At 71.0% G+C, this 12791-nt stretch carries 9 protein-coding genes; 1 reads left to right on the forward strand and 8 read right to left on the reverse strand.

The window, feature by feature from the left end:
• Nucleotides 1-117 precede the first annotated feature (117 nt).
• From QLQ12_RS07005 to QLQ12_RS07030, 6 genes are all read right to left on the reverse strand, one after another.
• The gene (locus QLQ12_RS07005) at nt 118-816 is read right to left on the reverse strand and encodes a hypothetical protein (protein WP_282757967.1); all 699 of its coding nucleotides are present in this window, start codon (nt 814-816) and stop codon (nt 118-120) included.
• Nucleotides 806-2080, reverse strand: coding sequence for a hypothetical protein (locus QLQ12_RS07010; protein ID WP_282757968.1), 1275 nt, complete (start codon nt 2078-2080; stop codon nt 806-808). Before QLQ12_RS07010 ends, QLQ12_RS07005 begins: the two co-directional genes overlap by 11 nt.
• Complete coding sequence (locus QLQ12_RS07015; RefSeq protein WP_282757969.1) at nt 2077-2820, reverse strand: ATP-binding cassette domain-containing protein; 744 nt, start codon at nt 2818-2820, stop codon at nt 2077-2079. Before QLQ12_RS07015 ends, QLQ12_RS07010 begins: the two co-directional genes overlap by 4 nt.
• Nucleotides 2821-2932: 112 nt before the next feature.
• The gene (locus tag QLQ12_RS07020; protein ID WP_282757970.1) at nt 2933-3226 is read right to left on the reverse strand and encodes a hypothetical protein; all 294 of its coding nucleotides are present in this window, start codon (nt 3224-3226) and stop codon (nt 2933-2935) included.
• 236 nt (nt 3227-3462) lie between these two features.
• Nucleotides 3463-4173, reverse strand: coding sequence for a creatininase family protein (locus tag QLQ12_RS07025; protein ID WP_282757972.1), 711 nt, complete (start codon nt 4171-4173; stop codon nt 3463-3465).
• Between the two features lie 352 nt (nt 4174-4525).
• Nucleotides 4526-5680 (reverse strand): acyl-CoA dehydrogenase family protein, encoded by a 1155-nt coding sequence (locus tag QLQ12_RS07030; protein WP_282757973.1) that lies wholly within the window; start codon nt 5678-5680, stop codon nt 4526-4528.
• Between the two features lie 229 nt (nt 5681-5909).
• Here QLQ12_RS07030 and QLQ12_RS07035 point away from each other — a divergent pair, with 229 nt between their 5' ends.
• Entirely contained in the window at nt 5910-11015 is a 5106-nt protein-coding gene (locus tag QLQ12_RS07035) for an SCO7613 C-terminal domain-containing membrane protein (protein ID WP_282757974.1), read from the forward strand.
• A 37-nt stretch (nt 11016-11052) separates the two neighbouring features.
• On the opposite strand, the gene purE is transcribed toward QLQ12_RS07035, so the two are convergent.
• Together purE and QLQ12_RS07045 are read right to left on the reverse strand one after the other, a co-directional pair.
• Nucleotides 11053-11550, reverse strand: a complete 498-nt coding sequence (gene purE, locus QLQ12_RS07040) for a 5-(carboxyamino)imidazole ribonucleotide mutase (protein ID WP_282758486.1) — start codon at nt 11548-11550, stop codon at nt 11053-11055.
• On the reverse strand, nt 11550-12692 hold the full coding sequence (locus tag QLQ12_RS07045; RefSeq protein WP_282757975.1) for a 5-(carboxyamino)imidazole ribonucleotide synthase: 1143 nt from the start codon (nt 12690-12692) through the stop codon (nt 11550-11552). Before QLQ12_RS07045 ends, purE begins: the two co-directional genes overlap by 1 nt.
• Nucleotides 12693-12791 lie beyond the last annotated feature (99 nt).

Consider the following 12791-nt stretch of genomic DNA (forward strand, 5'->3'; position numbering starts at 1 on the left):
TTGGCCGTGTAATCCTTCGGTTCTGAGCACGTTTCGGGCAGGCTGTTCCTCTCGCGGTCTGTGGGAGGTGATGCCGGGTGGGCCGACGCCCGGAAGTGTTCGTGCGGGCGCTGGCCGCTACACGATGGAGTGGGGACCAGTCTTAGAAGGATCGGACTCAGTGAGACGATCGTCCGAGGTGTGTCTGAGGCGGTGGAGTCGCCAGGACGACAGGGTGTAGGCGAGGAGGCCTGCGGCGAACAGCGATCCGGCGAGTAGGGCGCTGGGCAAGTGGTGGAGGGGTTGTGCGGTGAATTCCCACCAGTGGTATTGGCCGGGGTTGCCGCTGTGTCCCCAGTAGATCATCACGCAGAGTGTCGCCCATGGCAGGATCCAGGAGTGCGTCCAGCCGAGGATCCGTCCGGACAGCAGTGCCAGGCCGAACCAGGCGGGTAGCGCTCGGGCGATCAGCAGCATCGCGGCGCCGTCGACGCCGATCGCCGTGGCGGTGAGGATGCTTGCGCTCGAGAGCAGGAACGCCAGTCCCAGCACGATGCTCCGCAGCCGGTGGAACGGTCCTGCACCGGCGGCTTCGAGGTTGGCCAGCGGGCTGGCCAGGGTCAGCACAGGAAGTGAGCCTGCTCCAACGGCGAGGAGTCGCCAGAACTGCACGGTCGCCCCAGCACTGCCCGCTGCGGTGGGGGTGGGAGCCTCCAGAGATCCCCAGACGCCGACGATGCCCCCGATCGTGACCATCACGGCCAGCAGCCACCATGCCCGGCGAGCCAGCAGATACGTACGGACTACTTGCAGATACTGCTGGCGCTCATCCGGCACGGCAGTAGTCTGCCTTCTTTTCCGCGATCAGATTCGTCACCCATACGCTCTGATCTTGTTCGCTGCGTTCGGCGGCGATGCGGCGGCCGGTCGCCCAGGCCGCTTGCGTGTCATCGGCGGCGTTGGTGCGGTAGTCCGGCGTACCGCCGCCGGCCAGGCGCCACTCCAGCCAGGCGGACAGTTGTTCCCAGCGTTCCTGCGGATCCTCCACCGCGGGGTCGCACCCGTCGAACACCTTCTGGGTGATCGCTCTCCCCACGGCCCGGGCGAGCGCCCACCGGCTTTCCTCTGAGATATCGAATTCGGGGTCGAAGTCGCCGGGAATGTCCATTTCGATGTCGTCGACCCAGCGAGTGGAACCGGACAGGCGGTAGTCCACGATCCGCCGGGGCAGGGGCAGCGTGACGGGGAGGGCAGCCACTTGGGCATCCACCTCCGCGACCATGGATCGGTATTTGGCGTGTTCGGGCCAGAGGCAGTATTCGATTGTTCCTTGAACGCAGAGCGGTTGCGCGACCGGCGTGCGCCGATCGGGCACGGTCGTGGCCACGTGCACGACAGCCACCCCGAGCAGTGCCGCGAGCGCGCCCGCGATCTGGCGTTCGAACCGACCCGGCCGCCCGGCCCGCCAGCCGATCCCGCAGACCGCCACCGCGAACACCAGCACCGCGACCAGTCGCAATCCGACAGCCGGGAAGGGAACCTCCAGCCACGGCGGTCCGGACAGCGGTGCTGCCCCCGTACTGTCGCCGAGTACCGAGGCGAGCAGGAACCAGCTGAGGGCGGCGCACAGCGCGGCGATCAGCGGCGGGAACAGCCGGCCGGCGAGCCAGCCCCACGCCGTCGCGAACACCATCAACACCACCCCGAGCATGATGTAGGCGACGAACGATCTGATGCCGGGGGCGGAGATCGAGACCGCGGTGTACGTGAACGCGGCGGCCGAGACGAGCAGGTACGGCGCCAGCAGCCAGGTCAGGGCCGCGGCGAATCGGGTGAGCTCAACGGTCAACGGCCGCAGCGCGGCCGCGGCCGCCTGCTCACGCATGCCACGAACCTCCACGGTGGCGGCGATCCAAGCCGTCACCCCGGCCGCGAAAATGCTCAGGAAAGAGGCACTGACCTGGGCGGCAGCGCCGGTCTCGGGCCAGATACCCACCCAGAAACGGGTGCCGCCGAACACGACGGCCACCCCGAGAACAGTCAGGGGAACCAGTGCCCAACGGGCGACGCTGGAGCGCAGATGCAGGAGGAACGCGGTCATCGGTCGCGGTCCTCCGCGGGCAGCAAGCTCATGTAGGCGCGTTCCAGCGGCGTGTGGCCCGGTAGCGACGGCTCGTCCAACGCTTTCAGCTCGCTGGTGGCGCCGGCGAAGCGGATCTCGCCCTGATTCATCACCACGACCCGATCGCAGACAGCATCCACATCATCGATCAGATGAGTACTCAGCAGAACCGTGGTATCCGGCAACCCGGCGATGATCGCCCGGAACCGCAGCCGCTGTTGCGGGTCGAGACCCACTGTCGGCTCATCGAGCAGCACGATCCGCGGTCGGCCCACGATGGCCCAGGCGATCCCGGCACGCTGCCGCATCCCACCCGACAGGCTCTTCATCTTTTGACCAGTCTCGCCGGCGAGACCCACATGCGCCAGCGCTTCCGCTGACGCATGGGCCCACTCCCGCGGCGGCAAGCCACGCAGCCAAGCCCCGTATCGCACGAAATCCCGCACCCGCATCGCCGGCTCGAAACCGAACCGCTGCGGCAGGAACCCGATCTGACGGCGCGCCGTTCGTGCTTCGGCCTCCGACGACACCTGCCGTCCGTCGATGACCACCTGCCCTTCGCGAGGCGGCTGCACGGTGGCCAAGGTCCGCAGCAACGTCGTCTTACCAGCGCCGTTCGGCCCGAGTAGGGCTGTCACACCGGGACCGAACTCGACATCCAGATCCTGAAACACGATGGTGCGCCCGTACCCCTGGCTGAGCTGCTGAGCCGAAAGCAACCTGACACCCCTCTCGCGAAACCGTACCAACGCCGACCTGCCGGACCGGCCGGGTCTGTCTCGAGGACAGGCCCGGCCGGCACGTTGTTGCGCTTAACTCATGAAATTAGATCTACCAGTACACGGTGTTAACGAAGTTGATGCCGTACCGGCAGTCGGCACCGTCGTAGGGCTCGGCATTGCCCTTGAATCGGTACTTGGTCATGCTCTTGTCGGGAGCCTGCGGCGCCGTACAGTCAGCGGTGGTCTTGTAGTAGCCCTCCTGTGAGGCTCCGCCGCCGCCGCATTCCTGGTTCCAGTCCCGGGTCCACCAGATGCCGTAGCAGTTGTTCACCTTGTTGCCCGTACTCGCACCAAAGGCCGGGGCGACCAGCACACCAGCGGCGGCACCGGCCAAGCCGAGCACCAGACCAGCGTGTACCAGCCCGCGTCTTACCCTGAATCGCTCAGACCTGCGTTCCTCCCGTGAAATGAGCCAGAGCGTTACGCCCGCACAGGTTCCAAAGCGTCCTCCAGAACGCAGGCGTTTCGACTATCCACAAGCAACGATGCAGCGGATGCCGGAGGAACGTACCATCGACGTCGACTGATTTCTGCCCGCAACCGGACGGTGGCTAACCTGTCCCAGGGCTACGGCGGTGGTCAGCTGGGCTGAAGCCCGGTGAGGTGGTTCTTGAAGGCCCCGACGAGGCTGTCAAGGAGCGCGGCGCCTTTCGCGGCGGTTGCACGAGAGGGAAAGCCGATGACACCGCTCGTGGTATAGGCGGCCATGCCGTGCAGCAGCAGGTGGGGGCGGTCGGGGGCGGCGTGGTCGCCTTTGGCGAAGTCTTCGTGGACGAGGTGCGGGGCTGCGTGGAGCAGCAAGGAGACTTCGAGTTCGCCGGCGTGCATGTCGTCGTGGCCGTCGCTGGTCATCCCGGCGGCTGCGCGGGCGGTGTCCCAGTCGGTACGAGTCGGGAACAGCGTCATCCGGGGTTCACTCTCGTTTGCTTCCTGGACGATGTTGCTGAGTACGTAGTTGCCGCCGTGGCCATTGACAATCGCAAGGTGCCGGACCCCCGAGCGTTGCAGTGACGCCGCGATGTCGCTGATGACGGCGGTCAGGGTGACAGCGCTGATACTGACGGTGCCGGGCCAGGCAGCGTGTTCCTGCGAGCAGGCGATGGTGACCGGAGGTAGCAGCATGAGCTGGTAGCGCTCGGCGATGCCGGCGGCGATCGTACAAGCGACGACTGTGTCAGTGATCAAGGGCAGGTGCTCGCCGTGTTGTTCGAAGCTTCCGACGGGCAGCACGGCTACCGAGGCGGCCCGGTCGCGTTCCTCCACGCTGGTCGTGGCGGTGATCAATTCCACGGCGTCAATCGTGGCACGCACGGGAGCCCGTCGCCGAGGGAGAACGTGATGTCGTACTGCCGGAAGATCTCGAGTACGCGCATGGCTCGAGCTGATGTCGTGGCCTCGGCGAGGGCCCGCATCGCCCGCAGGCTGGCTTCGTCGTGCCGGACGCGCCCACCCAGCCCGCCAGGAGCTTTAGTCCGTCCCGTGCGGACTGGCGTCAGCGCCGCATCCACTCCCATCGATGCAGTGCCCCCGGCATGTCAACCGAGAATGACCGCAAACAACACGCAATGCAATCGACCTGATACGAAAGTGGCCGGGCGTATACGCCCGGCCACAGTGCCTCTGAGCTGCGAAACAGCCGCTTTTAGCCCTTTAGAAGCTGCCTTGCCATCACGATCCGCTGCACCTGGTTGGTGCCCTCGTAGATCTGGGTGATCTTGGCGTCGCGCATCATGCGCTCGACCGGGTAGTCGCGCGTGTAGCCGTAACCGCCGAGGATCTGGACCGCGTCCGTGGTGATCTCCATGGCGACGTCCGAGGCGAAGCACTTCGCCGCCGCGCCGAAGTAGGTCAGGTCGGCGTCGCCGCGCTCGCTCTTGCCGGCCGCCGCATAGGTCAGCTGACGGGCCGCCTCCAGCTTCATGCCCATGTCGGCGAGCATGAACTGCAGGCCCTGGAAGTCGGCGATCGACTTGCCGAACTGCTTGCGCTCCTTGGCGTACCCCAGGGCGAAGTCGAGCGCGCCCTGGGCGATGCCGATGGCCTGCGCGGCGATGGTGACCCGGGTGTGGTCGAGGGTCTGCATGGCGGTGGCGAAGCCGGTGCCCTCGTCGCCGATCATCCGGTCGGCGGGGATGCGCACGTTGTCGAAGTAGACCTCGCGGGTCGGCGAACCCTTGATGCCGAGCTTCTTCTCCGGCGCGCCGAAGCTGACACCCTCGTCGGACTTCTCCACCACGAAGGCGGAGATGCCACGGGAGCGGGCGGCGGGGTCGGTGACCGCGAAGACCGTGTAGTACTCCGAGACGCCGGCGTTGGTGATCCAGCGCTTGACGCCGTTGAGGACCCAGTGGTCGCCATCGCGCACGGCCCGCGTGGTCATCGACGCGGCGTCCGAGCCGGCCTCCGGCTCCGACAGGCAGTAGGAGAACATCGCCTCGCCGGACGCCACCTTCGAAAGGTACTTGTGCTTGAGCTCCTCGGAGGCGGCGATCAGCAGCGGCATGGTGCCGAGCTTGTTGACCGCGGGGATCAGCGAGGAGGACGCGCAGGCGCGGGCCACCTCCTCGATCACGATCGCGGTGGCGAGGGCGTCCGCGCCGGCGCCGCCGTACTCCACCGGGATGTGCGGGGCGTGAAAGTCGGAGGAGCGGAGGGCGTCGTACGACGCCTTGGGGAACTCACTCGTCTCGTCGGCCTCGGCGGCGTGCGGGGCGACCCGCGCGTCACAGACCTCGCGCACAGCGGCGCGGATCGTCTCGTGGTCCTCCGGAAGACGGTAGACGTCGAAGTCAGCCATGCCCTTAACCTTCCCTAAGCCGGTCCCGGGCAATGTTACCGGCGCGTAGCGTGGGCGGGGCAACACCGCCCCCCTGTGCCGAATATCGCCGCCCGATCCGGGGCATGCTGGGAAACCGCCGGGTTCGGGGTCGTTTCCACAGATCTCCACCCGCTTGAGACTGTTCTAATGAGGTGCCGGAAAGGCATGCTCTAACTACAGGCAGCGGCCGGGTGGTCGAGGAGGTCATGTGGCGCAGGCTGACGAGCCCGACTACGTCGACGAACAACTGGCTCGCATCGACGCCTCCATAGCGGACCTGAAGATTCGCGACATGCAGGCCGCCTCCGAGCGGACCAAGATCGCGAGCAAGCTTCAGGCCGCCCTCTTCCAGCGCGACATCCTCTCGCACGCCCAGAAACAGCAGAAGGGCACGAAGACCCGGCGCACCACACGCCGCAAGCCTCCGGAGGACTTCCCGCCACCGCCCCCGCCCGGCTCGCCGCACACGGCCCAGCCGGACGAGCAGCGGCCACCCCGGCGCCAGACGCCGCCGCCGGACTGGGCCGAGCCCGGCACCGCGCACTCCGGGCCGCCCGGTGTCGCCACCGACGGCGTGGCGTTGCTGGTCGACGATCCGCCGCCGAGCGAGCGGGTCGTCGCGCCGCCGTCGCCGCGCCGGCCGCCCCTGGCGACGATGGAGCACCCGCCGGAGGCCTCGACCCAGTCGGTACAGAACATTCTGCTCGTCCTGGGCGCTCTGCTGCTCGGCGTGGCGGCCGTGGTCTTCGCGGGGGTGGCGGTCTCCAACCCGTTCGCGCGGGCGCTGATCCTGGCCCTGGCCACCGGGATCACCCTGTCGGCGGCGCCCGGGGTCGCCAAGCGGGGGCTCTCCTCGACCGGGGAGACGGTCGCCGCGATCGGCCTGGTGCTGCTGCCGATGACGCTGTACGCGTTGCACGACAGCCCGCTGACCGGCGGCGACGTGCCGACCGCGCTCTACCTCGGCATCACCTTCGCGATCTCCGCGGTGGGCTCGTTCATCTACGCCGGGGCCACCCGGCTCGCCGCGCCACGCTATGCGACGGTCATCGCCGCACAGCCGGTCGCGCCGCTTCTGGCGTACCCGATGATCGAGAGCGCGGCCGGCTGGGGCCTGGCCCTGACCGCTGTCGCCGTGCTCGACCTGCTGCTTCTCACCACGGTGATCCGCACCGGGCGGCTGGTGCCGCGCTGGCCGCTGGGGCGGCCGGTGGCCGCCGACCGCGAGTCGCTGGCGGAGGCGGACGCCGACGGTGAGCGGTTCGCGCGCCGCGAAGGCGCGCCCGATCCGGCGGACCCGGCGGCGTACGCGGCGGACGCCCCGCCCCGCCCGGAGTCCCGCCCGGAGGAACCGGACCTGATCATCTCCGGCCTGAACCGGCCACGGCGCCGCTGGATGCCGACCCGGATCTTCCCGGGGCCCCGGCCGGAGGGCGCGCCGCCCGCCGGTTCGATGCCGCTGGCCCCACCGGCCACCCCGCCGTCCGCGGACTGGCTGCGGGAGCTGACGTTCGCGCTGCTCTGCTTCGCGTCCGCGGGCGCCCTGCTCTATTCCTCGGTGGCGTTGCTGCAGGCCCAGGCGGTGACGGACGCGCTGCGGTCCGGTCTGATCCTGGTCGCCGCCGCGGGCACCGCCGTGGCCGCGGCCCGCCTGCTGAAGAACCCGATGGCGATGAACGTGGCGGGCGCCGTGCTCACCCTCGCGGTGATCGGCGCGGTGGCGCGGATCGCCGGTGTGGTGTCGCCGAACTGGAGCGTGGTGGCCGCCGCCGCGACCGTGGCCGTCACCGGCGCGGTGATCGGCATGCTGGCCGAGCCGGTGCGCCGCGGCCCGCAGTACGCCTCGACCGGCGCCCTGGTGCTGCTCGGCCTGGTCGTCGCGGTGGACGCGCTCCGCGCGGCGATCGCCCCGGTCGCCGCGGCCCGGCCGATCTGGGACGCGGACACCTCGGCGTACGCCCAGCGACTCGCCGAGGCCGTCGGACCGTCGGGCTGGCTGCTCGCGTTCAGCGCGCTGCTGATGACGGTCGCCGCGGCATTGGCGCTGCCCGCCACGATCCGGCACGAGGGCGCCGTCGTCGGTATCGCCCTGACCGCGCTGGCCGTGCCCGCCTCGCTGGGCCTGCCCTGGTCGGAGGCGCCGTGGCCGCTGGTGCTGGCCGCGATCGGCCTGGGCGCGGCCGGTCTGTGGGCGAACACCTGGCGGACCGCCGTCACGCACGTGGCCGCGGCCGGAGTGGTCGGCCTGTTCGGCGCGGGCGCCGCGCTGAGCGCGTCCTGGCTGACCGCGGCCGTCCTGACCGCGCTGGCCGGGGCCGGTGTGATGGTCGCGATCGCGGCCCGGCAGATCCCGGTCCGGCTCTTCGCCTGGGTGATCGGCGACTGGGCCTCGGGCGCCGCCGCGCTCGCCATCCCGGGCGCCGCGGTCACCGCCGCGCTGGCCGTCTCCGACCCCGGTGGCGGCCCGCCGCCGAACGCGGGATCCACGGTTCCGGCGCTCGCCGCCGGCTTCCTCGCGGTCGCCGGCACGCTCAGCTATGCGGCCGTCTTCCAGGTGGCCCGCCGCGAGATCAGCCTGCCGATGACCGTCGGCACCGGGCTCGGCGCGGTGGCGCTGGCACTGGCCGCGCTCTTCGCCCCCGGCGCCACCGCACCCGACGTGTGGGTCGGCGCGCTGCTGCTCGGCGCGGCGGGCCTGCTCTTCTTCGCCAAGTCGATCGACAACCGGGGGCGTACGGACCGGGTGCTGGACGGCCCCGATCTCGCCGCCGCGGCCGCCACCGTGGCGATCTGCGGGGCCCTGGCCCGGGTCGCCGCGCTGGCGTTCCCGGCCGCGCCCCTCGCCGTCGCCGCCGTGATGGTGCTGCTGGTCGGCATGGGTGTCACCATCCTGCCGTCCGACTGGCGACCGGGCCCGGCCCGCGGGCTGGGGCTCGCCGCCCTGTTGGTCGGCGCGCTCGCCGGTTGGCAGGCGGTGGTCGGCGGCCTGAAGGTGCTGTCGCTGCCCGGCCCGCTGTGGGCCGCCGAGCTGAGCGCCTATCCGGCCGCTCCGCCGGAGGGCGCGTGGCAGGCGCCGTTCGCGCTGGTCATGGTCGCGATCACGGCCGCGATCGCGATGCCGCCGCCCTGGTCGCCGTATGCCTCCGGCCTGGCGGCGGCCCTGGCCACGATCGGTGTCCCGCACGCGCTCGGGATGCCCTGGTGGTCTCCGCTGCTGGTGGGCACCGCGGTGGCGGTCGCCTACGCGCTGGCCGCCGTCGCCGCGGCGGAGGCGCACACGGCCCGGGCCCGCGCCGGTGTCGCCGCGGTCGTGCTGCTGCACGCCGCCTCGGCCGGTCTGGCCCGGCCCTGGTCGACCGCGCTGGCGCTGCTGGTGATCGTGCTGCTGGGTGTGCTGGTCGCGGCGGCCGCGCGGATCCCGGTCAAGGCGCCACCGACCGATTTCGAGGAGACCGGCCCGGACCAGCCCACCGAGCGGGTCCTGTCACCGCACCGGTCGCAGATCGGCGGCGCCGCCACCGGCTCGGTGTTGCTGGCCATGCCGGGTTTCCTGGCCGCGCTCGCCGCCGACCAGGGGCACACCATCCAGGTGGTGCTCACCGCGGCGCTGGCCGGTTCCACCCTGGGCCTGGCGATCCTCGCCGCGCTCGGCCGATACCTGCCGGAGTACCTGCCGTGGGCGACCATCGGCGTGGTGCTGGGCGCCTCGATCACGGCGCTGGCCTGTGTGCCGACCGACTACCCGACCGCGCTCTACGCGGCCGCGGCGGCCCTGGTCGGGGTGCTCGCCGAGATGCTGCGCGGCGCGGTCCCACCACCCGCGACAGAGCAGATGCCACGGGTCGCACCGTTCGACGACAGCCCGGCCGCCATGCGGTACGCGCGAATCCGGCGCGTCAGCTGGATCGACCGCTGGCTCGCCGACCCGGCCGCCGGCGCCGCCATGCTGGCCCTTCTGCCCACCGTGCTGGCATTGTTCTCGCTGGCCCCGGCCTTGCGGGCGGCGCTGCTCGACCCGCTTGGGCAATTGCGGGCGATCTGGGACGGCCCGATCCCGGCCCTGGTCGACCCGGCCACCGGTCACGTCGACGGCACCAGCGCCCTGGCCGCGGTCCTGCTCACCGGGGCCGCGGCGCTCGCCGCGATCGGCTTCGGCGGCAAGACGTCCGAGGCGGTCCCGGTCATCCTGCCCGGGCTCGCGCTCACCCTGCTGATCACCCCGATCGCCATGCACGCCGCGTTCCCGGCGGCCACCGGGGCGGCGCTGGTGGTCTTCACCATCTCGATGCTCGGGCTGGCGCTCACCCCGCCGCCGGTCGCCCATCGGGCGCCACTGCTGCGCGTCACCCGTGCCATCGTCTTCGCGATCGGCCTGCTGGCCGGTGGCGCGGGCCTGGCCGGCAGCCTGGCCCGCGAGCCGCTGACCCTGTTCACACTGGGCAGTGCGGTCGGGGTCGGTCTGGTCGCGGCGCTCGGCGGCCGCAACCAGACGGCCCGGCTGCTGGGCTGGCTGTTCGCCGCGGTGATGGGCCAGATGTTCGTGATGACCGTCGCGATCTCGGCGGGACTGGAGCGGCACTGGGCGGCGTTCGGTGTGCTGGCCGTCGGCGCGGTGCTGCTGTCGCTGGAGGCGGCGCTGCCCAGGCTGGGCCTGCCGCAGTACCGGTCCGAGGCGATCACCGTCGAGTGGAGCGGGTACGCCTCGGCCGCCGTCGCCGGCGCGCTGGCCATCCACTCCCCCACCCACCTGGCGGCGCTGCTCGCGGCCTGGGGCGCGGTGCTGGGCCTGGCGGCGTCCCGGCCGGACCGCACCCCGAGTCAGCGGCGCACCCTGTTCTGGGTGGCCGTCGGCTTCGAGATCGCCGGCTGGTGGCTGTTCATCACGCTGGCCGAAGTGGGGCTGCCGGAGGCTTACACGCTGCCGTTCGCGGCCCTGGCGCTGGCGGTCGGGGTGGTCGAGGCGCATCACCGGCCCGACCTGAGCAGTTGGGCGGCGTACGGGCCGGCGCTGCTGGCCGCGTTCGTGCCGACGATCGGGATCGTGCTGACCGGCAACGGCGGCGACCTGCGGGCGGTGCTGCTCCTGCTCGGGGCGGTGGCCACGCTGATCGTCGGCTCGCGGAGCCGGCAGCAGGCGCCGGTGGTGATCGGCACCGCCGCCACGGTGGTCGCCGCGCTGGCATTCGCGTTCACCGTCGGCGGCCCGTGGCTGATGCTGATCCCGGTCGGTGTGGTGCTGCTCTTCCTGGGCGCCTCCAGCGAGAACCGCCGGCGCACCCAGGAGTTCCGCGAGGTGCTCTCCAAGATGCGGTGAGCGGCGCCGGCCGCGCAGGCGGCCGGCGCAGGGGTTTCTAGCTCATCAGCTTGGTGCGGAGCGCCTCGTCCTTCTCGGCGACCAGCTTCTCCAACCCGGTCTGGAAGTCGGCCATCCGCTGCCGCAGCGCCGGGTCCGAGGCGCCGAGGATGCGGATCGCGAGCAGGCCGGCGTTGCGCGCCCCACCGATCGACACGGTGGCCACCGGCACCCCGGCCGGCATCTGCACGATCGACAGCAGCGAGTCCATGCCGTCCAGGTGCTTCAACGGCACCGGCACACCGATCACCGGCAACGGCGTCAGCGCGGCCACCATGCCCGGCAGGTGCGCCGCGCCGCCGGCCCCGGCGATGATCGTGCGGATGCCGCGGTCGGCGGCCGACTCGGCGTAGTCGACCATTTTCCGCACCGTGCGGTGCGCGGAGACCACGCCCACCTCGAACGGCACCTCGAACTCGGCGAGCGCGACCGCGGCCGCCTCCATGGTGGGCCAGTCCGAGTCGCTACCCATGATGATGCCGACGACGGGGGTCATCATTCGCCTTCCTGAAGCCATTTCGCGGCGCGTGCCGCTCGGGCACGCACCGTCTCCAACGAGTCGCCGAGCACGGTCACGTGGCCGATCTTGCGGCCGGGTCGGACCTGCTTGCCGTAGAGGTGCACCCGTGCGTCCGGCACCTCGGCGAAGAGGTGGTGCAGGCGCTCGTCGATCGAGATGCCGCCCGGCTCGCCGCCGAGCACATTGGCCATCACGACGACCGGGGCGGCCAGCGCTGTCGAGCCCATCGGATAGTCGAGCACGGCCCGCAGGTGCTGCTCGAACTGTGAGGTCCGGGCTCCCTCGATGGTCCAGTGGCCGGAGTTGTGCGGGCGCATGGCCAGCTCGTTCACGACGATGCCGGTGTCGGTCTCGAACAGCTCGACGGCGAGCAGTCCGACCACGCCCAGCTCGGTGGCCAGGTCGATGGCGAGCTGCTGCGCTTCGAGAGCGAGGTCCTCGGAGAGGCCCGGCGCGGGTGCGATCACCTCGACACAGATGCCGTCCCGCTGCACGGTCTCCACCACCGGATAGGCCGCGACCTGCCCGAACGGGGACCGGGCCACCAGGGCGGCGAGCTCGCGCCGCAGCGGCACCTTCTCCTCGACGATCAGCGGGATGCCGGTCGACACGAGATCGTCGGCGGCCTCGCGGGAACCGACCATCCAGACGCCGCGACCGTCGTACCCCCCGCGGGTGGCCTTGGCCACCACCGGCCAGGAGCCGGCCGCGAACGCCTCGATGTCGTCGCCGCCGCCGACCCGCGCCCAGCGCGGCACCGGCGCACCCAGCGCGGCGAGACGCTCCCGCATCAGGCCCTTGTCCTGGGCGAAGATCAGCGCCTTCGACCCTGGGAAGATCTTCACGCCCTCGGCCTCAAGCGCCTCGACGTGCTCCGTCGGCACATGCTCGTGGTCGAAGGTGACGGCGTCGCACCCCTTCGCGAAATCACGCAGCGTGGCGAGGTCAGTGTGTGTGCCGATCGGCACGTCGGCCGCGACCAGCGCGGCGCTGTCATGAGGCTTCTCACTGAGCACACGCAGTGACTGGCCGAGAGAAATGGCGGCCTGGTGGGTCATCCGGGCCAGTTGCCCGCCCCCCACCATGCCGACTACTGGCAGACCGGTTCGGGTATCCATCGCCAGGCCAGCCTAGCGACGCCCCAGTTCAACCCCAAAATCAACCCCATTTCGTGGTACGGCCACACCTCCCGCAAACGCACGAGACCGCCCCCGCCC

The organism is Actinoplanes sandaracinus, assembly GCF_030009775.1.
GTDB classification, from domain to species: Bacteria; Actinomycetota; Actinomycetes; order Mycobacteriales; family Micromonosporaceae; genus Actinoplanes; species Actinoplanes sandaracinus.